At 60.9% G+C, this 26,335-nt stretch carries 26 protein-coding genes; 7 read left to right on the top strand and 19 right to left on the bottom strand.

Annotated elements, in window-relative coordinates; genetic code table 11:
• Positions 1–10 precede the first annotated feature (10 nt).
• Positions 11–229 (bottom strand): twin-arginine translocase TatA/TatE family subunit, encoded by a 219-nt coding sequence (locus R1W01_RS03770; RefSeq protein ID WP_243612375.1) that lies wholly within the window; start codon positions 227–229, stop codon positions 11–13.
• 207 nt (positions 230–436) lie between these two features.
• On the opposite strand from R1W01_RS03770, the gene R1W01_RS03765 reads away from it, so the two are divergent.
• Both R1W01_RS03765 and R1W01_RS03760 read left to right on the top strand, forming a co-directional pair.
• Complete coding sequence (locus tag R1W01_RS03765; protein ID WP_297756251.1) at positions 437–1,099, top strand: helix-turn-helix transcriptional regulator; 663 nt, start codon at positions 437–439, stop codon at positions 1,097–1,099.
• Between the two features lie 71 nt (positions 1,100–1,170).
• On the top strand, positions 1,171–2,061 hold the full coding sequence (locus tag R1W01_RS03760; RefSeq protein ID WP_297756253.1) for a cation diffusion facilitator family transporter: 891 nt from the start codon (positions 1,171–1,173) through the stop codon (positions 2,059–2,061).
• Positions 2,062–2,070: 9 nt separating this feature from the next.
• Here R1W01_RS03760 and R1W01_RS03755 read toward each other — a convergent pair whose 3' ends face one another.
• Together R1W01_RS03755 and R1W01_RS03750 are read right to left on the bottom strand one after the other, a co-directional pair.
• Positions 2,071–3,156, bottom strand: coding sequence for an ABC transporter ATP-binding protein (locus R1W01_RS03755; protein ID WP_243612372.1), 1,086 nt, complete (start codon positions 3,154–3,156; stop codon positions 2,071–2,073).
• 97 nt (positions 3,157–3,253) lie between these two features.
• Positions 3,254–4,033 carry an SDR family oxidoreductase gene (locus R1W01_RS03750; protein WP_297756255.1) on the bottom strand — a complete coding sequence of 260 codons (780 nt, stop codon included), beginning with the start codon at positions 4,031–4,033 and terminating at the stop codon, positions 3,254–3,256.
• Between the two features lie 142 nt (positions 4,034–4,175).
• On the opposite strand from R1W01_RS03750, the gene R1W01_RS03745 reads away from it, so the two are divergent.
• From R1W01_RS03745 to R1W01_RS03725, 5 genes are all read left to right on the top strand, one after another.
• Positions 4,176–5,201, top strand: coding sequence for a Hint domain-containing protein (locus tag R1W01_RS03745; protein ID WP_243612370.1), 1,026 nt, complete (start codon positions 4,176–4,178; stop codon positions 5,199–5,201).
• A gap of 152 nt (positions 5,202–5,353) precedes the next feature.
• Positions 5,354–6,961 (top strand): peptide chain release factor 3, encoded by a 1,608-nt coding sequence (locus R1W01_RS03740; RefSeq protein ID WP_243612369.1) that lies wholly within the window; start codon positions 5,354–5,356, stop codon positions 6,959–6,961.
• A 31-nt stretch (positions 6,962–6,992) separates the two neighbouring features.
• The gene (locus R1W01_RS03735; protein ID WP_317275030.1) at positions 6,993–7,769 is read left to right on the top strand and encodes a hypothetical protein; all 777 of its coding nucleotides are present in this window, start codon (positions 6,993–6,995) and stop codon (positions 7,767–7,769) included.
• The gene (locus tag R1W01_RS03730; RefSeq protein WP_297756261.1) at positions 7,769–8,734 is read left to right on the top strand and encodes a glycosyltransferase family 2 protein; all 966 of its coding nucleotides are present in this window, start codon (positions 7,769–7,771) and stop codon (positions 8,732–8,734) included. Before R1W01_RS03735 ends, R1W01_RS03730 begins: the two co-directional genes overlap by 1 nt.
• Positions 8,735–8,904: 170 nt before the next feature.
• The gene (locus R1W01_RS03725; RefSeq protein WP_243612366.1) at positions 8,905–10,332 is read left to right on the top strand and encodes a DEAD/DEAH box helicase; all 1,428 of its coding nucleotides are present in this window, start codon (positions 8,905–8,907) and stop codon (positions 10,330–10,332) included.
• 75 nt (positions 10,333–10,407) lie between these two features.
• Here R1W01_RS03725 and R1W01_RS03720 read toward each other — a convergent pair whose 3' ends face one another.
• The 16 genes from R1W01_RS03720 to nuoF all read right to left on the bottom strand — a co-directional run bounded on the left by R1W01_RS03720 (position 10,408) and on the right by nuoF (position 26,331).
• Complete coding sequence (locus R1W01_RS03720; RefSeq protein WP_297756263.1) at positions 10,408–12,075, bottom strand: ribonuclease J; 1,668 nt, start codon at positions 12,073–12,075, stop codon at positions 10,408–10,410.
• Positions 12,072–12,848 (bottom strand): type III pantothenate kinase, encoded by a 777-nt coding sequence (locus R1W01_RS03715; RefSeq protein ID WP_243612364.1) that lies wholly within the window; start codon positions 12,846–12,848, stop codon positions 12,072–12,074. Before R1W01_RS03715 ends, R1W01_RS03720 begins: the two co-directional genes overlap by 4 nt.
• An 11-nt stretch (positions 12,849–12,859) precedes the next feature.
• Positions 12,860–13,612: a biotin--[acetyl-CoA-carboxylase] ligase gene (locus R1W01_RS03710; RefSeq protein WP_243612363.1), complete on the bottom strand. Its 753-nt coding sequence runs from the start codon at positions 13,610–13,612 to the stop codon at positions 12,860–12,862.
• 69 nt (positions 13,613–13,681) lie between these two features.
• Positions 13,682–15,121, bottom strand: a complete 1,440-nt coding sequence (gene nuoN / locus R1W01_RS03705; protein WP_243612362.1) for an NADH-quinone oxidoreductase subunit NuoN — start codon at positions 15,119–15,121, stop codon at positions 13,682–13,684.
• Between the two features lie 14 nt (positions 15,122–15,135).
• A complete protein-coding gene (locus tag R1W01_RS03700; RefSeq protein WP_243612361.1) occupies positions 15,136–16,683 on the bottom strand; it encodes an NADH-quinone oxidoreductase subunit M in 1,548 nt (515 codons plus the stop codon).
• On the bottom strand, positions 16,683–18,785 hold the full coding sequence (gene nuoL / locus R1W01_RS03695; RefSeq protein ID WP_297756268.1) for an NADH-quinone oxidoreductase subunit L: 2,103 nt from the start codon (positions 18,783–18,785) through the stop codon (positions 16,683–16,685). The genes R1W01_RS03700 and nuoL overlap by 1 nt, the downstream gene beginning before the upstream one ends.
• 6 nt (positions 18,786–18,791) lie before the next feature.
• Positions 18,792–19,097: an NADH-quinone oxidoreductase subunit NuoK gene (gene nuoK / locus R1W01_RS03690; RefSeq protein WP_243612359.1), complete on the bottom strand. Its 306-nt coding sequence runs from the start codon at positions 19,095–19,097 to the stop codon at positions 18,792–18,794.
• Positions 19,098–19,197: 100 nt separating this feature from the next.
• Positions 19,198–19,806, bottom strand: a complete 609-nt coding sequence (locus R1W01_RS03685) for an NADH-quinone oxidoreductase subunit J (protein ID WP_243612358.1) — start codon at positions 19,804–19,806, stop codon at positions 19,198–19,200.
• Entirely contained in the window at positions 19,803–20,210 is a 408-nt protein-coding gene (locus R1W01_RS03680; protein WP_243612357.1) for a carboxymuconolactone decarboxylase family protein, read from the bottom strand. The genes R1W01_RS03685 and R1W01_RS03680 overlap by 4 nt, the downstream gene beginning before the upstream one ends.
• Positions 20,207–20,701, bottom strand: a complete 495-nt coding sequence (gene nuoI, locus R1W01_RS03675) for an NADH-quinone oxidoreductase subunit NuoI (RefSeq protein ID WP_243612356.1) — start codon at positions 20,699–20,701, stop codon at positions 20,207–20,209. Before nuoI ends, R1W01_RS03680 begins: the two co-directional genes overlap by 4 nt.
• Before the next feature lie 4 nt (positions 20,702–20,705).
• A complete protein-coding gene (nuoH, locus tag R1W01_RS03670; protein ID WP_297756271.1) occupies positions 20,706–21,746 on the bottom strand; it encodes an NADH-quinone oxidoreductase subunit NuoH in 1,041 nt (346 codons plus the stop codon).
• Between the two features lie 6 nt (positions 21,747–21,752).
• Positions 21,753–22,172, bottom strand: a complete 420-nt coding sequence (locus R1W01_RS03665; protein WP_243612354.1) for a hypothetical protein — start codon at positions 22,170–22,172, stop codon at positions 21,753–21,755.
• 5 nt (positions 22,173–22,177) lie between these two features.
• Complete coding sequence (gene nuoG, locus R1W01_RS03660) at positions 22,178–24,190, bottom strand: NADH-quinone oxidoreductase subunit NuoG (protein WP_297756273.1); 2,013 nt, start codon at positions 24,188–24,190, stop codon at positions 22,178–22,180.
• A 2-nt stretch (positions 24,191–24,192) separates the two neighbouring features.
• Positions 24,193–24,639 (bottom strand): DUF5333 domain-containing protein, encoded by a 447-nt coding sequence (locus tag R1W01_RS03655; RefSeq protein WP_297756275.1) that lies wholly within the window; start codon positions 24,637–24,639, stop codon positions 24,193–24,195.
• On the bottom strand, positions 24,636–25,016 hold the full coding sequence (locus tag R1W01_RS03650; protein WP_243612351.1) for a hypothetical protein: 381 nt from the start codon (positions 25,014–25,016) through the stop codon (positions 24,636–24,638). The genes R1W01_RS03655 and R1W01_RS03650 overlap by 4 nt, the downstream gene beginning before the upstream one ends.
• A 16-nt stretch (positions 25,017–25,032) precedes the next feature.
• Positions 25,033–26,331: an NADH-quinone oxidoreductase subunit NuoF gene (nuoF, locus tag R1W01_RS03645; protein ID WP_243612350.1), complete on the bottom strand. Its 1,299-nt coding sequence runs from the start codon at positions 26,329–26,331 to the stop codon at positions 25,033–25,035.
• Positions 26,332–26,335 lie beyond the last annotated feature (4 nt).

Here is a 26,335-nt window from a genome sequence, read left to right as displayed (position 1 = left end):
AGCCCCCGTATCAGACTTTGTCTTTTTCGTCTTCGGGGGTGACGTCCTTGGCGGCGTCCGCCTTCTCGTCTTCAAGCTCTGCCTGGCCCTCGTTGATACCCTTCTTGAACGAGGTGATGCCTTTGCCCACTTCGCCCATCAGGCCCGAGATCTTGCCACGCCCGAACAGGACCAGCACGACAATCGCGATCAGAAGGATGCCCGGAAGGCCGATGTTACCAATACCCATAGTCTTTCTCCTATGTCTCGACGGCTCACCCGCAAGCCGTTCAAAAATCCAGACCTACAAATAAGCAGTCTGACGGATCAGGAAAAGCGACAATCACGATCAGATTGGCCCTTTTTGAGCAGATTCTCGCGCCGCATTTGTCAGCAGCTTGTCAGTTGACAGGTTTTTGTCAGTATACCCCCGAACAGCACGAGAGAATCACCTGCGATGAAACGTTCTGACAGGCTCTATAGCTTGATCGAAATCCTCAAAGACGGTGCCCAACACCGGGCCGAGGATCTGGCCCTGAAGCTCGGTGTATCGATGCGCACGATCTACCGCGACATGGACACGCTCGCCGCTTCTGGTGTTCCGGTAGAAGGAGAGCGTGGCATCGGTTATTCCGCCCGCGCCGCGATTACCCTGCCGCCCCTGAACCTGACCGAGATCGAGCTGGAGGCGCTGCACCTTGGCCTTGCAGCGGTTGGCAATGGCCTAGACGGTGAATTGCGTGACGCGGCCCAAAGCCTTTCCGCCAAGATCGACGCCGTGCTGCCCGAAGACCGCCACGGAGCGCCAAAGTCCTTTGGCTTCGCCGTCTACCCCTTTGCCGATGCCGCCGAGGGCTTCCGCCACCTCACGACGCTCCGCGCCGCGATCCGGGGTCGTCAAAAGCTTCGCCTCGCCATGCAGGACGGCACCACGCGCGAGGTGCGCCCGCTGAAACTCGACTATTGGGGCCGCGTCTGGACCTGTCTCGTCTGGTGCGACACCACTGGCGATTTCGCCAACCTGCGCGCCGATCAGATCACTCAGGCGACCGTATTGCCCGGCCTCTTTGTCGATGAACCCGGAAAACGCCTTGAGGACTATCGCAAGGCGCTCGAATAGCCCCGCGCCCCTTGAGCGCAGCGCGCCCGCCCTGTACCAAGCGGTCCAAGCAAGACAGGACCGATACCGCCATGTCATCCGCCCTCAAACTCGCCACGACAAGCCTATTCGTTGGCGCGCTTGTCCTCGGCCTCAAGATGTTGGCGTGGTGGTTGACCGGTTCCGTCGCGTTGCTCTCAGATGCCCTCGAGAGCATCGTCAATCTCGCTACCGCTCTGGCCGCTCTGATCGCCATCCGCGTTGCCGCCCGCCCCGCCGACGACACCCATCCCTTCGGCCACCACAAAGCCGAGTTCTTCAGCGCCACACTCGAAGGGCTGCTGATCGTCCTCGCCGCCCTCCTGATCCTACGCGAAGCGTTCTACGGATTCCTCGCGCCCCATGCCCTCACGACTCCGCTCAAAGGGCTTCTGGTCAATGGCGGCGCAACCGTTCTCAACGGGGTCTGGGCCTGGGTTCTGATCCGACAGGGGCGCAGGCTGAAATCCCCGGCGCTGGTGGCGGATGGCCAACACCTGTGGACCGACGTGCTTACGTCTTTTGGTGTCGCCATTGGCCTGATCCTGACGGTGCTGACCGGCTGGTGGGCGCTTGATCCGCTGATGGCGTCTCTGGTCGCGCTCCATATTCTGTGGACTGGCGGCAAGATCGTACTTTCCTCCCTGAGTAGCCTGATGGACGAGGCCGTGCCCGACGAGACCCTCGCCCTGATCCGCACTGTGATCGCTGCCGAGTCGCAAGGCGCGGTCGAAGCGCACGATCTCAAGACACGCCACGCCGGGCGCGCCACATTTGTAGAGTTTCACCTTGTCGTGCCGGGTGAGATGAACGTGTTCGATGCCCATGAAATCTGTGACCGGCTCGAGGCCGCACTGCACAAGGCCGTGCCGGGCGCACAGGTGACGATCCACCTCGAACCGGATCACAAGAGCGAAGAAACCGGGATCATCCTGCCGGACTAGACGCGCCGCCTAGACTTCGGCGCGGAACACGAAACAGCGATCTCGCCGCAGCATGAGCCAAAGCGGCGTGCCGGGTTTGGGAAGAAACACATTCGGCACCGTCGCCTTGAGGACCGATCCGTCGTGCTCCATGCGAAACTCGACAAGGCTCTCCGTCCCCATGAACCGCGCCCGCTCCACAACGCCCCGCGCCGCAACCCCGTCTCCCGGAGTCGGCAGCGGCCCCTTGCCGCCTCGGTCGAAATCAAGCTTGAGATGCTGAGGCCGGATCACGACCTCCACATCCTCGCCATCCCTGAACCCAGGTGTCAGGAACTGACCAAAGGGCGTCTCCGTGAGCGCGCCTTTGCTTTTGCTCCGTATCACGTTGATATCACTAAAGAACGCGACCGCCGCCTTATCAACCGGCGCGTTATAGATATTGTAGGGCGCGCCTTGCTGCACGATCTTGCCGTCCCGCATAAGCGCGATCTCATCGGCCATGCGCAACGCCTCTTCCGGCTCATGCGTCACCAAAAGAACCGCCGTGTCCTCATCCTTGAGGATCGCCAGCGTTTCATCACGGATGCCATCCCGCAGCCGGTTGTCCAGCCCCGAGAACGGCTCATCCATGAGCATGATCCGCGGCCTCGGCGCCAAAGCGCGCGCCAGCGCGACCCGCTGCTGCTCGCCGCCCGAAAGGCTATGCGGATACTCGTCAATGGTCCACTCAAGGCCCACCTTCGCCAAAAGCGCCTCGACCCGCGCCCGCTTTTCCGCCTTGCTGCCCTTAAGGCCAAAGGCGACGTTATCGGCGACCGTCAAATGCGGGAAAAGCGCGAAGTCCTGAAACATCAGGCCGATCTGCCGCCGCTCGGGTGGCACCCGAAACACCGTGTCACAGATCAGGTTGCCGTCGACATAGATCTCGCCGGAATCCTGCATATCGACGCCCGCGATGATGCGCAGCGTCGTCGACTTGCCGCAACCCGACGGCCCAAGAAGACAGGTCACATGCCCCGGCTGAATCGTGAGCGACACGCCGTCCACGACGTTGCGATCCCCGAAACGGCGGCGCAGGTTGCGGATTTCAAGTCTGGGAGGGGGCTGCGTCACGTCCGTCTCTCATGGCGTCTGTGGTCCCGTCTGAGCGATTTGCTCGGGATTTCGTGACCCTTACCAGCCCCCTTTGCCTCTCGCAAGCCTGCCGCCCCTACATGGTCGAATTGACCGCACCCCCATCAAGCAGGACGTTCTGCCCGACGATAAAGCCCGCATGCTGCGAACACAGGAAGGCACAGGTCGCGCCGAATTCCTGCGAGGTGCCATAACGCCCGGCCGGGATCGTCGCACAGCGGTTGGCTTTGGCCTCTTCAATGCTGATCCCCTGCTGGTTGGCAACGCCCGTGTCGAGCGAGATCGCGCGATCCGTGGCGTGGATGCCGGGTTGCAGGTTGTTGATCGTGACACCGCTCCCCGCCACCTGGCGCGCCGTGCCCGCAACATAGCCCGTCAGCCCCGCGCGCGCCGAATTCGACAGCCCCAGAACCGCGATCGGTGCTTTCACCGACTGCGAGGTGATGTTGACCACCCGGCCCCAACCTTTTTCCATCATCCCCGGCAATAGCGCCTTCATGAGAGCGATGGGGGCAAGCATGTTGGCATCAAGCGCCTTGATGAAATCGTCGCGATCCCAATCGCTCCACATGCCCGGAGGCGGTCCGCCTGCATTGGTCACGAGGATATCCACGCCCTCTGCCGCTTTGAGCACCTGCGCCTGCCCCTCAGGCGTCGTGACATCCGCCGCGACGGTTTCAATCGCCACGCCAAACCGCGCGCGCAGATCCGCCGCTGCCGCCTCGAGCGCCTCTGCGCCGCGTGCGTTCATCACGAGGTCGACCCCCGCTTCGGCCAAGGCCTCGGCACAGCCAAAGCCGAGGCCCTTGGAGGATGCGCAAACCAGCGCCCTTTTGCCTTTGATTCCAAGATCCATGTCATGTCTCCCCTGTTCGTTCCGCCTCAAGTAACGCGATATTTATGGCGACTGCCAGCAAATTGCCGATAGCATGGCCACAAAGCGCCATATTCCAAAGTCACAACTTGAACACCCCGGCGCAATCGGAGAGAACCCCAAGATGTCATCGCCCCGCCCGAAATCCGCGCTCCCTGCGCAGCAGTTGCCCGTCTATCTGGCGGACGATTTCTGTGTCATCAACGGCGCGAACCTGGGCGACCCTGTGTCCTTCGCGGACGAGCTTGTGCCCGATGACATCTACGAACTGGCGACCGATGCCGATATCCATCGCCTTTCTTTTACCATTGCCGAAGACGATACCTATCGCGTCGCCGAAGAAAGCGCCTGCGGCACACCGGGCGCGCCGCTCTATGCCGATTGCGTCCTGACAATGATGCCGCCGACCGGCGAAACCGTCGAAATCGTGGTGCTCGTCGAGGTCGACGCCGATGGCCACGTGTCACAAGTCTTTGCCGCCCCCCTCGCCCCGCTTTCGGGCAAGACGCCCTATACGCTCGTGGGCATGGATCGCACTGCTGCTCGCCTGCGCATGGCCCAACTCGCCTGTGTGAGCTTCACCCGTGGCACCCGTATCACCATGGCCACCGGCGAACAGAAACCCGTTGAGGACATCCAACCGGGAGACCGCGTCCTGACCCGAGATGACGGCCCGCAAGAGGTGCGATGGATCGGCACCCTGACCATGCGTGCACATGGCGAGTTTGCCCCGATCGTCATCACCGAAGGCACGCTCAACAACGCCGCCGACCTCAAGGTCAGCCCCGACCACCGTCTCTTCATCTATCAGCGCCACGATCATATCGGCGCCGGCCGCTCGGAACTGCTCGTCCGGGCGCGCCACCTTGTGAACGGCGAAACCGTCTTCGTTCAGGAAGGCGGTTTCGTCGACTATTTCCAGATCCTTTTCGACAGCCACCAGATCATCTTTGCCGAAGGCATCAGCGCCGAAACCATGCAGGCCGATCAGCGGACCCGCCCCGTGCTGCCGAGCGAGATCGAGAAACGCCTCAAGGCCCTCTCCAATAGCGCCCCAGGAAGCGCCACCGCCCGTGCCTTCGAGCTGCAGGAAAAGCTCCTCAAGCGCCCTGACGCTGTCGACCTCTTGCGCCGCGCCTCGTCCAAGTAAACCTGTTCGCAGTCCACCTTTCGGTAATCTTTCGGTAACCGTCCTGAACCCACGCCCTGCGAAACCCGCACCGACGCAATACCGACGTTATACCGACGCGATACAGAACCCTTGTATTGCGCCGCCGCCTCGCCCCTTCTATATGCGAACGCATGCTTGACGTTTCGACCAATCGCCCCGCCCTTCCGCCGGAAATCGGCCGCCGCCGCACCTTTGCGATCATCTCGCACCCGGATGCGGGCAAGACGACTCTGACCGAGAAGTTCCTCCTCTACGGGGGTGCCATCCAAATGGCCGGTCAGGTGCGCGCCAAGGGCGAAGCACGGCGCACCCGCTCGGACTTCATGCAGATGGAAAAGGACCGTGGCATCTCTGTGTCGGCCTCGGCCATGTCCTTTGATTTTCACAAGTTCCGCTTCAATCTTGTCGACACGCCCGGCCACTCGGATTTCTCCGAAGACACCTACCGCACCCTGACCGCCGTGGACGCCGCCGTGATGGTGATCGACGGGGCCAAGGGCGTCGAGAGCCAGACCCAAAAGCTCTTTGAAGTGTGCCGCCTGCGTGACCTGCCGATCCTGACCTTCTGTAACAAGATGGACCGCGAGAGCCGGGATACCTTTGATATTATTGACGAAATTCAAGAGAACCTCGCCATCGACGTGACCCCGGCCTCTTGGCCCATCGGGGTCGGCCGTGACTTCATGGGGTGCTATGACATCCTGAATGACCGTCTTGAGCTGATGGATCGGGCCGACCGCAATGTCGTGGCAGAAAGTGTTTCCATTCAAGGGCTTGATGATCCGAAACTCGCCGAACACATCCCCGCCCACCTTCTCGAACAGCTCCGCGAAGAAGTCGAGATGGCGCGCGAACTGCTGCCCACGCTCGACCCGCAGGCCGTGCTCGAAGGGCACATGACCCCGATCTGGTTCGGCTCTGCGATCAACTCCTTCGGGGTGCAGGAACTGATGGACGGGATTGCCAAATATGGCCCCGAACCGCAGCCCCAAGCCGCAGAACCGCGCCAGATTTCGCCTGAGGAAACCAAGGTCGCAGGCTTTGTTTTCAAAGTTCAGGCCAACATGGACCCGAAGCACCGCGACCGCGTGGCTTTCGTCCGCCTCGCCTCCGGCCATTTCAAGCGCGGCATGAAACTGACCCATGTCCGCTCCAAGAAACCGATGGCGATTTCAAACCCGGTTCTCTTCCTCGCCTCCGACCGTGAGCTTGCCGAAGAGGCTTGGGCGGGTGACATCATCGGCATCCCCAACCACGGCCAGTTGCGTATCGGCGACACGCTGACCGAGGGCGAGATGATCCGCGCGACCGGCATCCCCTCCTTTGCCCCGGAACTGCTTCAGGGCATCCGCGCAGGCGATCCGATGAAGGCCAAACACCTCGAGAAGGCGCTGATGCAATTCGCCGAGGAAGGCGCGGCCAAGGTGTTCAAACCCAACATCGGTTCGGGCTTTATCGTCGGCGTCGTCGGCGCGCTTCAGTTCGAGGTTCTGGCAAGCCGCATCGAGATGGAATACGGCCTGCCCGTGCGCTTTGAACAGTCGCAATTCACCTCCGCCCGCTGGGTCTCCGGAAGCCGCGAGGCTGTCGACAAATTCGTTAACGCCAACAAGCAACATATCTCCTACGACCACGATGGCGACGTCGTCTACCTGACCCGCCTGCAATGGGACATCGACCGCGTAGACCGCGACTACCCAGACATCAAACTGACCGCGACCAAGGAAATGATGGTCTAGGTCATTGGGGAATTGCGCGGGGCTTTGCCCCATGCAATCATACGCCATGAGCAGTGAAAACATGACCTATCCCGGTGGACTGGACGCCCTACTTGGGCGCTACAACTCCCGCCGTGAACCGTTTGATTTCACTGGAGAAGATTTCCCGCCCAAGGACATAGATCTGGTGGCGCTCGCGGCCACGAAAGTGACCGAAGACGCCACCCACAAGCCCAAGGGTGCGGCCGACCCGCGCTCGGCCTGGAACAACAAACGTCGCGCCATTGCCGGCGAGTTCATTGGCCGCTCCGAACTCGCTTATCTCAACGCGTTGTTGATCTCGACCCTGCGCAAATCCTCCGCCCCCGATGGCGCTGCCGCGTTGTTCTTGCGGCTTTGGGCGGACCACCACGCCCACCTGATCGACGAACTCGACATCCGCTGGAAGGTTTCTTCCATCATGACCTTCGCCGATCACGGCGCGACCGACGTGCAGCGTCAGGTCGGTCAGGCGCTGCGGATGCTCTTCGGCATGATGAAGCTCTATGAATTCGAGCGCCTCTATAGCGGGTTTGACCCGCAAACGCCCTTTGGATTTAGCCGCAAGAAACGGGTCGCCCTACCGCTCAACATGGATCAATACTCCTTGCGCGCAGGCGGGCTCGACTCCAACCTTCTCGCTCCGGTGTGGGAACTGGCCATGACCGATCCTGGCATCGCACCTTTGGCCAATCACCTTATGGAAGAACTCAACCGCGATCCCGGCACGATCTTCCGCCGCCTCCGCCGTATGCGCGAGGTCTATACCCGTCTCAAGGAGGATCGCTGATGCGCTGGGGTATTGTTGCGACGATCAAGGCGTCCGCCCGCGAGGTGCTTGATTTTGTTGCCTACCATCTGGACCTCGGTGCGGATCATATCTTCATCTGCCTGGATGCCCCGACACCGCGCGCGCGCGTCGTGCTCGACGCACACCCCAAGGTGACCGTGCGCTTCACCAATGACGCCTATTGGCAAGAGATCAACAACGGGCGCAGACCCAAGAAGCACCAAGGCCGGCAAGTGTCCAACGCGACCCACGCTTACAAGCTCGCGGGGGAAATGGGGCTCGACTGGCTTGGCCATATCGACGTTGACGAGTTCATCTGCCCGACAGGAGATTTTGGCGCAGCTCTCGCGGCAATGCCCGCAAATGTGAACGTTGCCCGCATCGCACCGGCCGAGGCGATGGCGTCCGAAGGCCTTCCCGACCTTGATCCGAACGCGGTCTATTGCAAGGCGTGGGAGCGCAACGTGGATCGCCGCGCCGCGCTCGAGGACGAGCTTTACCCGACCTTCGGCCACTACCTCCGCGGTGGTTTCGTGAGCCACATCCGCGGCAAGTGTTTCCTGCGCACTGGCCTTGGCCCGCTAAGTTTTAAGATTCACCGCGTGATGCGCGGCGAGGAAGAGGTCGGGCCGCGCCAGTTCATGGAAGATGTCGATCTCTGTCATCGTCACATCATGAACTGGGAAAGCTGGCGCAAGAGCTTTGACTACCGCCACGACAAAGGGTCTTACCGGGCCGAGCTCAAGCCGACACGCCCACGCGAGGAAGGCGGACTTTCGGCACATGAGCTTTTTGCGGCCATCCTCGAGGAGAACGGTGAGCAGGCCCTGCGCACCTTCTTCGAGGATGTTTGCCTTGCCCGGCCCGAGCTTCTCGAGGGCCTGCGGGAACGCGGGCTTTTACGCGTGTTTCACCTTGATCTCGATGAAAAGCGCGAACGTCTCTTTCCCGACTGGCGCAAATAAGCGGCGTGAACTGGCCGAAAACCCTTTGTTTCCCGAGCTTTGATTGACCCGAAGCCGGCATTGAGCTACAACCCCGCTCGTGGGTCATATACGTGACAAACCGCGGGACCGCACGGGTCCGATCCGCATTTTCGCTACGGGCCGCAAGTGTCCGTAAACCACGGATACGCATGACAAAATTCTCTGATCTCAACCTCAACACCAAGGTTCTCAAAGCGATCGACGAGGCCGGCTACGAGTCGCCGACCCCGATCCAGGCAGGGGCGATTCCCCCCGCGCTGGAAGGCCGGGACGTTCTCGGCATCGCACAAACGGGCACCGGCAAGACGGCGAGTTTCACATTGCCGATGCTGTCGCTTCTCGCCCGAGGCCGCGCCCGCGCTCGGATGCCGCGAAGCCTCGTGCTCTGCCCGACACGGGAACTCGCGGCTCAGGTGGCTGAGAACTTCGACACCTATTCCAAGCATCTCAAACTGACCAAGGCGCTGCTGATCGGCGGCGTGTCGTTCAAAGAGCAAGACGCCCTGATCGACCGTGGCGTTGACGTGCTGATCGCAACGCCGGGCCGCCTGCTTGACCATTTCGAGCGCGGCAAGCTCCTGCTCACCGGCGTACAGATCATGGTCGTGGACGAGGCCGACCGGATGCTCGACATGGGCTTTATCCCGGATATCGAGCGCATCTTCTCGCTCACGCCCTTTACCCGCCAGACGCTTTTCTTCTCGGCCACCATGGCGCCCGAGATCGAGCGCATCACCAACACTTTCCTCTCCGCCCCCGCGCGGATCGAGGTCGCCCGCCAGGCCACCGCCTCCGAGACGATCGAACAGGGCGTCGTGATGTTCAAAGCCTCGCGCCGTGACCGCGAAGCAAGCGAGAAACGCCGCGTCCTGCGCGAGCTGATTGCCAAGGAAGGCGACGCCTGCACCAACGCGATAATCTTCTGCAACCGCAAGACGGATGTGGATATCTGCGCGAAATCGCTCAAGAAATACGGCCTCGATGCCGCGCCTATCCACGGCGACCTCGACCAGAGCCAGCGCACGCGGACCCTCGAGTCTTTCCGCAATGGTGAACTGCGCTTCCTCGTGGCCTCTGATGTCGCCGCACGCGGCCTTGACGTTCCGTCGGTGAGCCACGTGTTCAACTTCGACGTTCCGGGCCATGCCGAGGACTATGTGCACCGTATCGGCCGCACCGGCCGCGCTGGCCGCGAAGGCAAGGCCTTTACCATCTGCATCCCGCGCGACGAAAAGGCCTTTGCCGCCGTCGAAGCCCTGATCCAGAAGGAAATCCCGCGCGTCGAGGTCGAAATCAAGTCGACCCGCAAGCGCAAATCCGACGATCAGCCCAAGGCAGAAGAAAAAACCGAGGCGCCAAAGACCGAAGCCAAGGCGACCGACGCGAAACCCGAGGAAACCCCCAAGAGCGAGAAATCCTCCTCCAAGAGCCGCAGCCGCTCGCGCGGTGGTCGCTCCTCGGATCGCAATGATCGCAACAACAACGACCGCGGCGGCAAGGACAACAAGGTTGTCGGCATGGGCGACCATATGCCGAGCTTCATCGCGCTAAGCTTTGACGAGCGCCGCGCTAGCTAAGCGGCCTCACCAAGATGAAAAAAAGGGCCGGAGAGCATCTGCTCCCCGGCCCTTTTTCTGTCCGATGTCCGTGCCTTAGCTCAGACGGCTTACAATCACCGTGACTTCCGGCTTGCGGCCGATCTCGTCATTGCAGGTGTTGCGCGCGATCCGGCGCAGCTCTTCCTCGAGCTTGTCGTCATTGGCCAACGTCTTGTCCGCCGCGCGCCCAAGGAACTGCGTCAGGTCTTCCTCGAGCACGTCGAGAAGCGGCGCAAAGCTGCGGCCTTGCTCCGGCAGGCCCTTGATCTCGCACCAGGCTTCGCCGAGCGGCTCGTCGTCTTCATCGAGGATCACGTTCACCACAAGATGCCCGTTGAGCGCCATGCGGATACGATCCCGCACCACACCGTCCAGCGCGCCGATCTTCACCGCACCATCAAGATAGGTGCGTCCGGTCTCGACAAACCCCGCAACTTTCGGCGCATTGCCCGAAAGGTCCACCATCGTGCCATTTACGGCGACGATGCTCTGCCGTCCGCGTGCCTCGGATATCTTGGCGTGCTGGCGCAGGTGGCGGTGTTCGCCGTGGTTCGGAATGACCATCTGCGGATTGACGATATCCTGAAGCGCCTCGAGATCGGGGCGGTTGGCATGGCCCGAGACGTGATAGCGCCCCTCATGATCGTCGACGACCTCAACACCCATTTCCGAGAACTGGTTCATGATGCGGATCACACCGCGCTCATTGCCCGGAATGGTCTTTGAGGAGAAGAGGAACATGTCGCCCTCTTTGAGAGTCATGCCGTTATACTTGCCACGGGCCAACTGGGCCGACGCCGCGCGTCGCTCGCCCTGCGAGCCAGTCACGAGAAGCATCAGGTCCTGACGCGGGATCGCGCGGGCGTCTTCGATGCTGACGACCTTGGGAAAGCTGTCGAGCACGCCGGTTTCCACCGCCGTCTCGATCATCCGACGCATCGCACGTCCCATGAGACAGATCGACCGCCCTGCCCGTTCGCCCGCTTCCGCCAGCGTCTTGACCCGCGCCACGTTGGAGGCAAACGTCGTCGCGACGACCATATGCGGCGCCTCGCTCACAAGCGCATCGATCTCGCGCCCGACACTCGCCTCGGAGCGCCCCGGATGAAGCGAGAAGACATTGGTCGAGTCACAGACCAGCGCCTTGACGCCGTCCTTGCTCACCTCTTTCCAAAGTTCCTTGTCGAAGGGCTCGCCCACAACAGGCGTTTCGTCGAGCTTGAAGTCGCCCGAATGAATAACCCGGCCCGCCGGGCTGTCGATGACAAGCGCGGCGCTTTCGGGGATCGAGTGGCTCACCGGCAGGAAACCGACGTTGAACGGACCCGCCTTGGTCATGTCAGGCCATGCGCCCACGGTGATAACTTCCGCCTCCGGCGCGCCCCGGTCCTTCATCTTGTGCCGGGCAAGCGCCGCGGTGAACACCCGCGCATAGACCGGCACGCCAAGGTCTTCCCAGAAATGGCCGACCGCGCCGACATGGTCCTCGTGGCCATGGGTGATGAACACCGCTTCAAGGCGGTCCTTGTTCTCAACAAGCCATGTCATGTCCGGGAAGATCAGGTCGACACCGGGGCTCGTCTCCATATCCGAGAAGGTCACGCCCAGATCGACTAGGATAAGGCGCTCTTCGCCCTCCTTGCCATAGCCATAGACATAGGCATTCATGCCGATTTCACCCGCTCCACCGAGCGGGAGGTAGATTAATTTTTCGCTGCTCAAGCTGCGTTTTCCTTATTGTATTTGTGAATCACGGTCAGGCCGTGCATCGTCAGGTCGTCTTCGAAACAATCGAAAAGTTCGACCGATTGCTGGAACAGAGGCGCCAGCCCGCCCGTCGCGATAATTTGCATCGACCGATCGCGCTCGGCCTTAATTCTCTCACAGATCTCGCGCACGAGACCCACATAGCCCCAGAACACCCCCGACTGGATACAGGCGACAGTGTTGGTGCCGACAACATTCTGCGGCTTGGCAATATCCACATGCGGCAACGCGGCCGCAGAATTGTGGAGCGCCTCGAGGCTGAGGTTCACCCCCGGCGCGATGACCCCGCCGACATAGGCCCCGTCCTTAGCCACCACGTCAAAGGTCGTCGCGGTGCCGAAATCAACAACGATGATATCGCCACCATGGCGGTCAAACGCGCCCGCTGCATTTACGAGACGGTCCGGACCAACCTGTGTGCCGATATCGACACGCGGCTGGGTCGGCAAGAGGCATTCCGGCTTGCCAACCACAATCGGACGGCACCCAAAGAAGCGATCCGCGAACACCCGAAGGTTAAAGACAACGCGCGGCACGGTCGAGGAGATGATGACGTCGGTGATGTCGGCGTCAATTCCATAGTGTTTGACGAGCGTCGAATACCACGTGAAATAAGCGTCCGCCGTCCGCGCATGATGTGTCGATGTCCGGAGCGTGCAGAGAAATTTCTCCCCGTCCCAGATCGAGAAAACCGTATTGGTGTTGCCGCAATCAATGGCCAGGAGCATGATCTGCCTCCTTAGAAAAACACCTCCGCCGCCGGAATGGCCACGGACCCTTTCGCCGTCTTCAACACCAGATTACCGGCGCTGTCCACCGTTTCAAAAACGCCAACCGTCTCGTCACGTGACGTTCGGGCCGTGATCGTCTCTCCAATACGCGCCGCCCGCGCAAGCCACGCGGTCCGGATCGGCTCGAACCCGTAGGTCCGGAACTGCGTCTCATACCGCGCATAGGCAGGGGCCAAGAGGTCGAGAAACTCTTCTGGTGTGACCTCTGCACCGGTCTCTGACAAGAGGCTCTTGGGCGCGACCGCCCCCGGCTCAACCTCTCCCGCGCTCGGCGCGTGGCGTAGATTGACGCCGATCCCGATGGCGATATGGCTCACTGCGCCGCCTGCAAAGCCTGCGCTTTCAAGCAGGATTCCGGCGACCTTGCCACCATTCAAGAGTACGTCGTTCGGCCATTTGAGCGCAAAGGGCGTGGCCTGTCCCGTGGCTGCCACGAAGGCGTCGAACAAGGCGAGCGAGGCCACGAAAGACCGAAGCGCAATCCGGTCTGGTGTCTCAGCCGGCTGCATCACGAGGGTTGCGGCGAAGTTCCCGCTCGGATCGGTCCAGGGACGTCCTCGCCGGCCCCGGCCCTTGGTCTGGCGCAGCCCCAGTATCCATTCCGGGCGCACAAGCTCAGGCGCGATACGGGCCGCCTCGGCATTGGTGCTATCGACCTCTGCGAGAACCCGCTTGCCATACCCTTCGGGCCAGCCTGCCATGCCCTATCCTTCCCTCACAAACAGCAACGCGCCCCAAAAAGGGCGCGCCGCAAACCGATTGTCCTGCGTTTAACGCAGCAGGGCCTCTGCCGCGATCAGCGCCGGGGTCTCAATGCCGAAGAGGTTCACGACACCGACCAGCATGATCGCCGCCGAGCCCATCAACATGACCCAGAGCACCGGAGACTTGCCCTTGTCGAGCGCCTCACCCTCTTCTCCGAAGTACATGTAGTAGACGATGCGCAGGTAGTAGAACGCGCCGATCACCGACGCGATCACGCCAAGCACCGCGAGCCAGATCAGCCCGGCCTCATAGGCTGCGCGGAGCACATATAGCTTGCCAAAGAAGCCCACGAGCGGCGGCACACCAGCCAGCGAGAACATCAGGATCAGCACGGCAAGCGCCTTGCCCGGCTCACGCTTGGCATACATGTTGAGCGCTGTGATATCCGTGACCGGCTGGCCGTCCTTCTCCATCGTGAGGATAAAGGCAAAGCTGCCGACGCTCATCGTAACATAGATCGCCATGTAGATCAGAAGCGCCTGCACGCCAAAGGCCGTCCCGGCGGCCAGCCCCATAAGCGCATACCCCATATGCGCGATCGAGGAATAGGCCATAAGGCGTTTGATATTGGTCTGTCCAATCGCGGCCACCGCGCCAAGGAACATCGACAGCACCGACAGGAGCGCGATGATCTGCTGCCAGTCGCTGACCACACCGCCGAACGCATCATGCAGGACACGGGCAAAAAGACCCATCGCCGCCATTTTCGGAGCCGTGGCAAAGAAAGCCGTGACCGGGGTCGGCGAGCCTTCATACACATCCGGCGTCCACATGTGGAACGGCACGGCCGACACCTTGAAGGCAAGCCCAGACGCCACCAGCGTCAGACCGATCAGAAGGCCGATCGGCGCATGGCCCTCGCCTGCGGCGGCGATGATACCGCTAAAGAGCGTTGTGCCTGCGAACCCGTAGACCAGCGAAGACCCGAATAGGAGAAGGCCAGAAGACAGCGCACCAAGGACGAAATACTTGAGGCCCGCTTCGGTCGATTTGACACTGTCGCGGCGGATCGAAGCCACCACGTAGAGCGCAAGCGATTGCAGCTCGAGTCCCATGTAGAGCGCCATCAAGTCCCCCGCGGAGACCATCACCATCATCCCTACCACGGAAAGCGTGACGAGGATCGGGTATTCAAAGCGGAGCATACCGCGCCGGCTCATGTAGTCCTGCCCCATGACAAGCACCGCCGCCGCCGACAGCAGCATCGTGATCTTGGCAAAACGGGCAAAAGGATCATCGTTGAACATACCGCCGAACGCGGTCCGAGTGCCTTCACCATTGATGCCGATCCACACCGCCACAAGCACGAGCACCACCGCCGTCACCCATGTGAGCATCGGGGCAAGCTTGTCCTTGCTGGTATAGACCGCGCCAATCAGCGCCAGCATCGCAAACAGTGCCAGAACGATTTCCGGCACGATAATGTTGAGATCAGCCTGGATCATTTCTCAAGCTCTCCTTAATGCGACGCCATCTGGTGCGCCCCGTCCGCGGCGCTGCCCAGTGCGGCATGGTAGTTGGAAATCAGGGCTTCAACCGAAGGCCCGATGATATCGGTGATCAGTGCCGGATAGACACCAAGGATCAGCGTCATCGCCACGAGCGGCGCAAAGATCCATCTCTCGCGCGCGCTCATATCCGAAATCGTGCGCAGGCTCTCCTTGATGAGATCGCCAAACACGACCCGGCGATAGAGCCAAAGCGCATAAGCCGCCGAGAAGATCACGCCCGAGGTCGCCACAAGCGCGACCCAGGTGTTGACCTGGAAGATGCCCATGAGGGTCAGGAATTCACCAATGAACCCCGAGGTGCCCGGCAGGCCAACGTTGGCCATGGTGAAGAACATGAAGATCAACGCATAGGCCGGCATCCGCGTCACAAGCCCGCCATAGGCGTCGATATCGCGGGTGTGCATCCGGTCATAGATCACGCCCACACAGAGGAAGAGCGCGCCCGAGATGAACCCGTGGCTCAGCATCTGGAAGATCGCCCCGTCAATCCCCTGTTGGTTGGCAGCGAAAATACCCATCGTGACATAACCCATATGCGCGACCGAGGAATACGCGATGAGCTTTTTCATATCCTCCTGCACCAGCGCGACCAGCGAGGTATAGACAATGGCGATCGCCGACATCCAAAGCACGAGGTCGGTCATGACCTCCGCCCCCACAGGGAACATCGGCAAACTGAAGCGCAGGAAGCCATAGCCGCCCATTTTTAGCAGGATCGCTGCAAGCACGACCGAACCCGCCGTCGGCGCCTGCACGTGCGCGTCCGGAAGCCAGGTATGCACTGGCCACATCGGCATCTTCACCGCAAAGCTCGCAAAGAAGGCGAGGAACAGGAGCGTCTGCATCCCGCCAAGCACATGTATGCCAAGGACCGAAAAGCTCTCGGAGGCGAATTCATGGCTCATGAGCGTCGGGATATCCGTCGTGCCCGCATCGGTGAACATCGCCACCATCGCAACCAGCATCAGCACCGAGCCGAGGAAGGTATAGAGGAAGAACTTAAAGCTCGCATAGATGCGGTTCGCCCCGCCCCAGATGCCGATGATGAGGAACATCGGAATGAGGCCCGCCTCGAAGAAGAGGTAGAAGAGCACAAGGTCCAGCGCCATGAACACGCCAAGCATGAGCGTCTCCAGCAGGAGGAAGGCGATCATGTATTCCTTGACCCGCGTCTCGACCTGCCAGGAGGCGGCGATGACAAGCGGCATCATGAAGGTGGTGAGCATCACGAACAGAACAGAGATCCCATCGACCCCCATCTTGTATTTCATGCCCAAAAGCCATTCGCGCTCCTCGACGAACTGGAACCCGGTGTTGGAGGGGTCGAATTCGACAAGGATAAAGAGCGAGACGAGGAAGGTGATGACCGTGGCCACCATCGCAACCCATTTCGCATTGCGCTGCGCTGCGGCCTCCTCCCCACGCAGGAAGATGGCCAGAATGGCCGCCGCCAGCGCCGGGATGAAGGTAACGAGAGAGAGCAGGCTGTCGTTCATTAGTGCGCTCCTCCGCTGAGCGTCATCCAGGTGATAAGCACGACGATGCCGATCACCATGGCAAATGCGTAAGTGAAGATGTAGCCGGATTGGGCGCGACCTGCGAGGCGGGTAAAGAAGGGGATGATCCCCATCGCCACGCCGTTGATCGACCCGTCAATGACATTGCCGTCGCCACGCTTCCAGAGAAAGCGGCCAAGGGCCTGTGCCGGACGGACGAAGATCGCGTCGTAGATCTCGTCGAAATACCACTTGTTGAGCAGGAAAAGGTAGAGCGGGCGCTGCACCTCTGCGAGCCGCTTGGGCAACGCCGGGTTCAGGATATAGAACCACACTGCCGTCAGGAAACCGATCACCATGGCAACGAACGGGCTCACCTTGACCCATTTCGGGGCGTGGTGGGCCTCGTCGATGACGTGATTGTCCGGTGCCATGAAGATCGCACCCTGCGGCGCCATACCATGACCTTCGGCCATTGCGTGATCGTCGCCGTGATCGTCCGGCTTGGCATGACCATCGTCGCCATGACCTGCGTCCTCCCCGTGGCCCGCATCGGCCTCGGCCGCGTGGTGTGCCTCGATGCCGAAGAAGGCGTTGACCTTGTGGTGGTCGCCAAAGAACACCCCGTACCAGATCATCCCCGAGAACACCGCGCCAAGCGCCAGAACGCCAAGCGGCACGAGCATCACAGTCGGGCTTTCATGGGCGTGGTCGTGGGTATGCTTGTTGCCCCGCGCCTCGCCATAGAAGGTGAGGAAGATCAGGCGCCAGCTATAGAACGCCGTGAACAGCGCCGCGATGACCAGCATCCAGAAGGCATACCCACCGCCCGTTCCGGCCCATGCGCTCTCGATGATCGCATCCTTAGACAGGAACCCGGCAAAGCCGATGGTCGTCATCGGAATACCCACCCCGGTAATGGCCAGCGTGCCGATCATCATCGCCCAGAAGGTATAGGGGATTTTCTTCCGCAGCGCGCCATAGTTGCGCATGTCCTGCTCGTGATGCATCGCATGAATGACCGAGCCAGCGCCAAGGAAGAGCATCGCTTTGAAGAACGCATGCGTCAGCAGATGGAACATCGCCGCCGAGTAGACGCCAACGCCCGCCGCCACGAACATATAGCCAAGCTGCGACATGGTCGAATAGGCGATCACGCGCTTGATGTCGTTCTGCACGAGGCCGATCGTTGCCGCGACAAAGGCTGTGCTTGCGCCGAGGAAGGTCACAAAGGCCATCGCCTCGGGCGCATATTCCATCAGGGGCGACATGCGGCAGACGAGGAAGACACCCGCCGTCACCATGGTCGCCGCGTGGATCAGCGCCGACACCGGTGTCGGGCCTTCCATCGCGTCCGGAAGCCATGTGTGCAGGAAGAGCTGTGCCGACTTGCCCATCGCGCCGACGAACAGCAGGAAGGCCAGAAGGTTCGCCGCGTTCCACTCGGTCCACAGGAAATGCAACTGCGTCTCGGCCAGCGCGGGCGCGGCTGCGAACACGTCGTCGAACTTGATCGAGTCCGTTAGGTAGAACAGCCCGAAAATCCCAAGCGCAAAGCCGAAATCGCCGACCCGGTTGACCACGAAGGCCTTGATCGCCGCCGCGTTGGCGCTCGGTTTCTTGTAGTAGAACCCGATGAGCAGGTAGGACGCGACCCCCACACCTTCCCAGCCAAAGAACATCTGCACCAGGTTGTCGGCGGTCACCAGCGCCAGCATGGCAAAGGTGAAGAAGCTGAGGTAAGCAAAGAAACGCGCCTTATAGGCCTCGCCCTCTTTCCAGTTCTCATCATGCGCCATGTAGCCAAAGCTATAGAGGTGGACCAGCGCCGAAACCGTCGTCACCACGATAAGCATGATCGAGGTCAGCCGGTCGAGCCGGATCGACCACGAGGTATCGAGCGTGCCCGACTGGATGAAGTCGAGGATATGGATATGTTGGGTTTCCGGCCCATGGGTCAGGAACACGACCCAGGAAAGCACGCAAGACAGGAAAAGAAGCCCCGTCGTCACATATTGCGCGCCCTTTTCGCCGATCAACCGCCAGCCAAAGCCGCCAATGAGGCTGCCGACAAGCGGGGCGAAGAGAATGATCTTTTCCATCTGCCCTTAGCCTTTCATCACGTTGACGTCTTCGACCGCGATCGTGCCACGGTTGCGGTTGAAGGCGACGAGGATCGCGAGGCCAATCGCCGCTTCTGCCGCCGCAACGGTCAGCACGAAGAGCGTAAAGACCTGCCCGACGAGATCGCCAAGGAAGCTCGAGAAAGCCACGAGGTTGATATTGACCGAAAGCAGCATGAGTTCGATCGACATCAAAAGGATGATGACGTTCTTCCTGTTCAGGAAGAGGCCGAAGATGCCGATGACAAAAAGCGTCGCCGCCACTGTCAGGTAATGTTCAAGCCCAATCATTTTGGTCCCTCGTTCTCTTTTTTTGTTCGCCGGGTTCTGGCCCCGGCCCAGACCGCAGTTGCGACTGCAATCCCGATTGCCAACCAGCTTGCAAAGCCCATCAAAGCCCCTGCCCCGGTTTCACGTCCTTGAGTTCCATCGCCTTCGCCGGATCGCGCCACATCTGTTCGAGCACGTTCTGACGCTTGATGTCTTTGCGATGGCGCAGCGTGAGCACGATGGCCCCGATCATCGCCACAAGCAGGATCAGACCGGCAAGCTGGAACAGAAGGAAATATTTGTCATAGATGAGATGCCCAAGCGCGGCGGTGTTCTCGACCCCGTCCGGCGTCACGGCGGCACGTTGTGCCTCGGCAACGTCCGACGCTTGCCAGACGCCCACCGCCATGCCGAGCTGCATCAGGAGGATCACCCCGATCAAGAGCGCGACCGGCAGATATTGCGCCATGCCCGCTTTCAACTCGGCGAAATCCACGTCGAGCATCATCACCACGAACAGGAACAGCACCGCGACCGCGCCGACGTAGACGATGATGAGAAGCATCGCGACGAACTCCGCCCCAAGCAGGACGAAAAGCCCCGCCGACGACAGGAACGCCAGGATGAGCCAGAGCACGGAATGCACCGGGTTACGGCTGATGACGGTGAAAAGCCCGCCTGCGATCACGCAGAGCGCGAAAAGATAAAAGGCCAGTGCTGCGATACTCATGTGTCACTTTCCTCGTTTGCGTCCAGCACTTCCTGGACGAGTTCCATCGCCTTGGTCATGGCGGGAATGCCGGCGAACATCGACATCTGGCCGATGGTCTCGACGATTTCTTGTTTCGTGGCGCCCGCCTCGAGAAGGTGGCGCACAGTCATGCGGATTTGGCTCTCGGCCTGCGCGCCAAGCACGGTCAGCGCGCCAAGCGTCAGGAGAAGCCGGGTCTTGGCATCAAGCCCGTCTTTGTTGAGCGTCTTGCCAAAGAACATCTCCATCACGTCCTTGGGCATGGTCGGCCACAGGGATTCAAACCCCTTCGGGGTAAACGACTCCATCGCAGGATTGAGGGTCTTCGCCATCTCCTGATACTGCGCGATCATCGCTTCAAAGGGGTTCGTCTTGTCGTTCATCGGTACGGCGCGTCCAGTTCGATATTGCGGGCGATCTCGGCTTCCCAACGTTCACCGTTCTCCAGAAGCTTCGCCTTGTCATAGAAAAGCTCTTCGCGGGTCTCGGTGGCGAATTCGAAATTCGGCCCCTCTACAATCGCATCCACCGGGCAGGCCTCTTGGCAGAAGCCGCAATAGATGCACTTGGTCATGTCGATGTCATAGCGCGTGGTGCGGCGGCTGCCGTCTTCGCGCGGTTCTGCATCAATCGTGATCGCCTGCGCCGGACAGATCGCCTCGCAGAGTTTGCAGGCAATGCAGCGCTCTTCCCCATTGGGATAGCGGCGCAGTGCGTGCTCGCCGCGGAAACGCGGGCTGAGCGGGCCTTTTTCATGCGGGTAGTTGAGCGTCGCCTTGGGTTTGAAGAAATACTTCAGACCAAGCTTGAAGCCCCCGATGAAGTCACTGAGCAGGAAGTAGCCTGCGGCGCGTCGATAATCGATATTCGCCATGGGTTTAGCCTCCAATCGCCCAGCGGGCATAGGCACCGCCGAACGCTTCGAATTTTGCAAGGAACGCCACGATCACAACCCAGACGAGCGACATGGGCAGGAACACTTTCCAGCCAATACGCATCAGTTGGTCATAGCGATAGCGCGGCGTGATCGCCTTCACCATCGAGAAGATGAAGAAGACAAAGAGCATCTTGGAGAACATCCAAAGGATGCCATCCGGCAGCCCCGGAATGGGCGAGAGCCAGCCACCAAGGAACAGAAGCGAGGTGAGCGCACACATCAGCACGATCGCCACGTATTCGCCAATCATGAAGAGAAGGAACGGCGTCGAGGAATATTCCACCTGATAGCCTGCGACGAGTTCGGATTCCGCTTCCGGAAGGTCGAACGGCGGACGGTTCGTCTCCGCCATGGCCGAGATCAGGAACAGGAACAGCATCGGGAAATGCGGCAGCCAGTACCACGAGAAGATGCCGTAATCGCCCTTCTGCGCATTGACGATATCGCCAAAGTTCATCGACCCGGTCGAGATGATGACGCCGATGATGATGAGGCCGATGGAGACCTCGTAGGAAATCATTTGCGCGGCGGAGCGCAATGAGCCGAGGAACGGATATTTCGAGTTCGAGGCCCAACCGCCCATGATGACGCCGTAAACCTCAAGCGAGGAGACCGCGAACACATAGAGGATTGCCACGTTGATATCCGAAAGCACCCAGCCATCGTTGAACGGGATCACGGCCCATGCGATGAGCGCCATCACGAGGCTCACCAGCGGCGCCATGAGGAACACGACCTTGTCGGCCCCTGCCGGATAGACGATCTCCTTGACCGCATATTTCACGAAGTCCGCGAAACTCTGCAAAAGGCCAAAGGTGCCGACAACGTTCGGCCCCCGGCGCATCTGCACCGCGGCCCAGATCTTGCGGTCGCCATAGAGCAAGAACGCGAGCGCCACGAGAAGCGGCACAACAATCAGCAGAACCTGCCCGACAATGAGCAGGAAGATACCGAGATTGGTGGTGGTAAAGAATTCAATCATGGGTCCTCACACCGTGGGTATGCCGTTTTCCGCGCAGTTCGCGACGGTGACTTCTGCGTCAATCGTCTTGAGCCCGCGTGGAAGCGCCGGGGAAATCGTGTAGACGGCGTCGCCCTGCCACGTCCCCTTGTTTTCATTGACCTGCGTGCGCACATGGCGCGCGAAACCGAAACCGCGGATCAGCGCATATTGCGCCGCCGCACACTCCGCATATGCCTGCACGTCGGCCTCGGTCGCGAGGCCTGCCATGCGGACACGGAAATTCACCAGATCGCCCTCGAGAAGCCGCGTCTCGACTCCGAGATACTCGGCCTCGGGCAGATCCGCACCCGAGCCACACGCCCCACCGGAACAAACCGGCTGGCACGCCGAAAGCCCCAGCGCGAGCGCGGGAACAATCGGGGATATGTGGGCGTTAAGCTGCATTTTCCTCACTCGGCCGCCATCTTGGCACTGTTGCGCGCGCGGGCATTGGCCGAAAGCTCGGCCATCAATTCGCTGGCCCGTGCAATCGGGTTGGTGAGGTAGAAATCCTTGACCGCGAGACCAAACGCCCCCTTGCCAAGTTCCTTGGCTTCAAGCGGCTCCCAGCCATTGTCGATCACCTGATCGATCTTGGCGAGATGCGGCACTTCGGCCACGAGCGCCTGACGCAGCTGCGCCAGCGTATCGAACGGCAGCGTCGCGCCGAGCTCCGCAGACAGCGCCCGCAGGATGGCCCAGTTCTCCTTGGCTTCGCCCGGTGCGAAACCTGCGCGCATGGCAAGCTGCGGACGACCTTCGGTATTGACGAAAAGACCGTTTTCTTCCGTATAGGCCGCCGCCGGCAGGATCACGTCGGCACGATGCGCGCCACGGTCGCCATGGCTGCCCTGGTAGATCACGAAAGGCCCTTCGCCGACTTCGATCTCGTCCGAGCCAAGGTTAAAGACGACCTCCGCGCCTTCCATCGCCACGTCGAGACCGCCTTCGGTCACCGCGCCAAGGTCCATCGCCCCCACGCGGCTCGCCGCCGTATGCAGAACGAGCATCTTGCCACCAAGCTTTTCAGCCAGCGCCATCGCCTGACCAAGAACGGCCACGCCGTCGCCTTCGGTAATGGCGCCCTGACCAACAATGACAATCGCTCCCTCGGTCGGTTTTGCCTCGCTGACGAGACGGTTCAGCGGCAAACGCCCCGGCCCGACAGAGGTATAGTCGTAGGTGAGGTCCATATCTTTCGGCCCGACCACCGTCACATTCGCGCCCTTGATCCACGCTTTGCGGATACGGGCGTTCAGAACCGGCGCTTCGTCGCTCGGGTTCGAGCCGATGAGGTAAACCGCCTTGGCGCTATCGATATCTTCGATTGCCGCGTTGCCGACATAGGCCGACCGATTGCCCGCAGGCAGCACTGCGCCGTTGGTGCGGCATTCAATCGTGCCGCCAAGCCCATCAACGATCTGCTTGAGTGCGTAAACCGCTTCGACCGGGGCCAGATCGCCCACGAGTGCGGCAACCTTCTTGCCGCTCATCGCCTCTGCCGACTTAGCCAGCGCCTCGCCCCAGCTTGCCGGGCGCAGCTTGCCGTTTTCGCGCACATAAGGCCGGTCAAGCCGCTGACGACGCAGCCCGTCCCACACAAAGCGCGTCTTGTCGGAAATCCATTCTTCGTTCACGCCGTCATGGTTGCGCGGCAGGATACGCATGACTTCGCGCCCCTTGGTATCGACGCGGATGCTCGAACCAAGTGCGTCCATCACGTCGATGGTCTCGGTCTTGGTAAGCTCCCATGGACGCGCGGTAAACGCATAGGGCTTCGACGTGAGCGCGCCGACCGGGCACAGGTCGATGATGTTGCCCTGAAGATTGCTGTCGAGCGTCTGGTTTAGGTAGCTGGTGATCTCCGCATCCTCCCCCCGGCCCGTCTGGCCCATCTGGGTGATCCCCGCGACTTCGGTCGTGAAACGCACACAACGGGTGCACGAGATACAGCGCGTCATCGTCGTCGCGACAAGCGGGCCAAGATCAAGATCATCGACCGCACGCTTGGCTTCGCGGAACCGCGTGTCCGAGATACCATAGGCCATGGCCTGATCCTGAAGATCGCATTCGCCGCCTTGGTCGCAGATCGGGCAATCGAGCGGGTGATTGATGAGCATGAACTCCATCACCCCTTCGCGCGCCTTCTTGACCATCGGCGAGTTGGTCTTGACGACCGGCGGTTGGCCTTCCGGTCCGGGACGCAGATCACGCACCTGCATCGCGCAGGACGCCGCCGGTTTCGGCGGTCCGCCGACGACTTCGACAAGGCACATACGGCAGTTGCCCGCGATGGACAGCCGCTCATGGTAACAGAAGCGCGGAATCTCGACCCCAGCCTGCTCGCAGGCCTGGATCAGGGTCATCGCGCCCTCAACCTCGACTTCCGTGTCGTCAATGATGATCTTGCGTAGGTCAGACATGGTTATTTCGCTCTCAGCAGCACGCCGATCTGGCTTGATTTCTGAATTTCTTCGCGCCCCAGCGCGCAAAAGCTCTGCGGGTCGTCATAGGAGACGCCCTTTGCGGCGAGATAGGCCTCGCCACGTGCCCGCAACCGGGCCTTTTCCTCGTCGTTGTCGACATAGGCTTCGATCTCGGCATCCGAATACCCCATGTCCCGCGCCTTGCGTTTGAGCGACGACAGAAAGTTGAACGCCCGAAAGTACCGCGCATTGATGGTTGGGCAGTAATCCTTGATCTCGCGCGCAATCGCGACGGCGAACAACCCGTTGTTGATCTCCGTTGCCTCGCGCAGGTGTGGGCGTGCCGCCGCCGAAGACACCGGCGCCGCGAGACAGGCCGCGAACACGGCCCCCGCGAGCGCAACACGCGCCGTCGTCGTCAGGGATATGACGCCACAGGATCTCACGGCTTACAGACCCCTTCGAACATCAACCGGCCGTTGTCATAGACAAGCGCACCGTCTTCCACATCTGGGCCGCTGACCCAGTCGATCTGCGAGGTGCCGAATTCCTTGATGCAGTATTTCACCGCTTCGTAGCGCCCCGCTTCGCGCGCGGCGTCGAGCGATTGCTGCGGTTGGCGCACGAAGACTTTGAACTTCTCGCGCTCCTTGCGATCTTGCCGGTCCACCGTGGTCACGAAATAGAGCCCATCAAAGGTCACTTTCTCGTTGTTGCTCAGCTTGTCGCGCATGTTCGCGCAGCCCGCCAAAAGCGCGACCGCACCAACAAGCGCAATTGTGAACCGCACCCGGCGTGCCATATGTGTCTGCGTATCGTTCATCACGAACCCCGAACCTTTATTCCGCCGCCATCGCGCCCATGCGCCCGGTCTTGTTGGCCTTGATGCGATCTTCGATCTCTTCGCGGAAGTTGCGGATGAGGCCTTGGATCGGCCAGGCCGCCGCATCGCCAAGCGCACAGATCGTGTGCCCCTCGACTTGCTTGGTCACGTCCCAAAGCATGTCGATTTCCTCGATATCGGCCTCGCCCTTCACAAGGCGATCCATCACCCGCATCATCCAGCCGGTGCCTTCACGGCACGGCGTGCACTGGCCACAGCTCTCGTGCTTGTAGAACTTCGAAAGCCGCCAGATCGCCTTGATGATGTCGGTCGATTTGTCCATCACGATGACCGCCGCCGTGCCAAGACCCGAGCCAAGCTCACCGCGCAGGTAGTCGAAATCCATCACCGCATCGCGCATGTTCTCGCCACGCACGCAGGGCACGGACGAACCGCCCGGGATCACCGCAAGGAGGTTGTCCCAGCCGCCACGAATACCGCCACAGTGCTTTTCGATCAGTTCCTCAAAGGAGATCGACATCGCCTCTTCGACGACGCACGGGTTGTTCACATGGCCCGAGACCGCGAATAGCTTGGTGCCCGCGTTGTTGGCGCGACCAAAGCCCGCGAACCACTCCGGCCCCCGGCGCAGGATCGTCGGCACAACGGCAATCGACTCCACGTTGTTGACTGTGGTCGGACAGCCATAAAGGCCCGCCCCCGCCGGGAACGGCGGCTTCATGCGCGGCATGCCCTTCTTACCCTCAAGGCTCTCAAGAAGCGCGGTTTCCTCGCCACAGATATAAGCACCTGCGCCATGATGCAGGAACAGATCAAAGTCCCAGCCCGATCCGGCCGCATTGCGCCCCAGAAGGCCCGCTTCATAGGCTTCGTCGATTGCCGCCTGGAGCGCCTCGCGCTCGCGGATATACTCGCCGCGGATATAGATGTAGCAGGTGTTCGCATTCATCGCGAAAGATGCGATCAGGCAGCCCTCGATCAAAGTGTGCGGATCATGGCGCATGATCTCGCGGTCTTTACAGGTGCCCGGCTCGGATTCATCTGCGTTCACTACGAGATAAGCCGGACGCCCGTCGCTTTCCTTGGGCATGAAGGACCATTTGAGGCCGGTCGGGAACCCTGCCCCGCCTCGCCCGCGCAGACCGGAGGCTTTCATCTGGTCGATGATCCAATCGCGGCCGTTCTGGATGATCTTTGCCGTGCCATCCCAATGGCCACGCTGTTTCGCGCCTGCAAGGCTGCGGTCATGCATGCCGTAGAGATTGGTAAAGATACGGTCCTGGTCCTTGAGCATCCCG

The sequence above is a fragment of the Shimia sp. FJ5 genome, from assembly GCF_032918335.1.
Classification (GTDB): Bacteria; Pseudomonadota; Alphaproteobacteria; order Rhodobacterales; family Rhodobacteraceae; genus Shimia; species Shimia aestuarii_A.
The sequence above is the reverse complement of the archived record's forward strand: the minus strand, read 5'-3'. Positions and strand labels throughout refer to the sequence as shown.

Excerpts from the sequence above, each read along its gene's own strand:
- R1W01_RS03770 (WP_243612375.1), bottom strand. The coding sequence starts at position 229 with ATGGGTATTGGTAACATCGGCCTTCCGGGCATCCTTCTGATCGCGATT.
- R1W01_RS03765 (WP_297756251.1), top strand. The coding sequence starts at position 437 with ATGAAACGTTCTGACAGGCTCTATAGCTTGATCGAAATCCTCAAAGAC.
- R1W01_RS03760 (WP_297756253.1), top strand. The coding sequence starts at position 1,171 with ATGTCATCCGCCCTCAAACTCGCCACGACAAGCCTATTCGTTGGCGCG.
- R1W01_RS03750 (WP_297756255.1), bottom strand. The coding sequence starts at position 4,033 with ATGGATCTTGGAATCAAAGGCAAAAGGGCGCTGGTTTGCGCATCCTCC.
- R1W01_RS03745 (WP_243612370.1), top strand. The coding sequence starts at position 4,176 with ATGTCATCGCCCCGCCCGAAATCCGCGCTCCCTGCGCAGCAGTTGCCC.
- R1W01_RS03740 (WP_243612369.1), top strand. The coding sequence starts at position 5,354 with ATGCTTGACGTTTCGACCAATCGCCCCGCCCTTCCGCCGGAAATCGGC.
- R1W01_RS03735 (WP_317275030.1), top strand. The coding sequence starts at position 6,993 with ATGCAATCATACGCCATGAGCAGTGAAAACATGACCTATCCCGGTGGA.
- R1W01_RS03730 (WP_297756261.1), top strand. The coding sequence starts at position 7,769 with ATGCGCTGGGGTATTGTTGCGACGATCAAGGCGTCCGCCCGCGAGGTG.
- R1W01_RS03725 (WP_243612366.1), top strand. The coding sequence starts at position 8,905 with ATGACAAAATTCTCTGATCTCAACCTCAACACCAAGGTTCTCAAAGCG.
- R1W01_RS03715 (WP_243612364.1), bottom strand. The coding sequence starts at position 12,848 with ATGCTCCTGGCCATTGATTGCGGCAACACCAATACGGTTTTCTCGATC.
- R1W01_RS03710 (WP_243612363.1), bottom strand. The coding sequence starts at position 13,612 with ATGGCAGGCTGGCCCGAAGGGTATGGCAAGCGGGTTCTCGCAGAGGTC.
- nuoN (WP_243612362.1), bottom strand. The coding sequence starts at position 15,121 with ATGATCCAGGCTGATCTCAACATTATCGTGCCGGAAATCGTTCTGGCA.
- R1W01_RS03700 (WP_243612361.1), bottom strand. The coding sequence starts at position 16,683 with ATGAACGACAGCCTGCTCTCTCTCGTTACCTTCATCCCGGCGCTGGCG.
- nuoL (WP_297756268.1), bottom strand. The coding sequence starts at position 18,785 with ATGGAAAAGATCATTCTCTTCGCCCCGCTTGTCGGCAGCCTCATTGGC.
- nuoK (WP_243612359.1), bottom strand. The coding sequence starts at position 19,097 with ATGATTGGGCTTGAACATTACCTGACAGTGGCGGCGACGCTTTTTGTC.
- R1W01_RS03685 (WP_243612358.1), bottom strand. The coding sequence starts at position 19,806 with ATGAGTATCGCAGCACTGGCCTTTTATCTTTTCGCGCTCTGCGTGATC.
- R1W01_RS03680 (WP_243612357.1), bottom strand. The coding sequence starts at position 20,210 with ATGAACGACAAGACGAACCCCTTTGAAGCGATGATCGCGCAGTATCAG.
- nuoI (WP_243612356.1), bottom strand. The coding sequence starts at position 20,701 with ATGGCGAATATCGATTATCGACGCGCCGCAGGCTACTTCCTGCTCAGT.
- nuoH (WP_297756271.1), bottom strand. The coding sequence starts at position 21,746 with ATGATTGAATTCTTTACCACCACCAATCTCGGTATCTTCCTGCTCATT.
- R1W01_RS03665 (WP_243612354.1), bottom strand. The coding sequence starts at position 22,172 with ATGCAGCTTAACGCCCACATATCCCCGATTGTTCCCGCGCTCGCGCTG.
- nuoG (WP_297756273.1), bottom strand. The coding sequence starts at position 24,190 with ATGTCTGACCTACGCAAGATCATCATTGACGACACGGAAGTCGAGGTT.
- R1W01_RS03650 (WP_243612351.1), bottom strand. The coding sequence starts at position 25,016 with ATGAACGATACGCAGACACATATGGCACGCCGGGTGCGGTTCACAATT.
- nuoF (WP_243612350.1), bottom strand. The coding sequence starts at position 26,331 with ATGCTCAAGGACCAGGACCGTATCTTTACCAATCTCTACGGCATGCAT.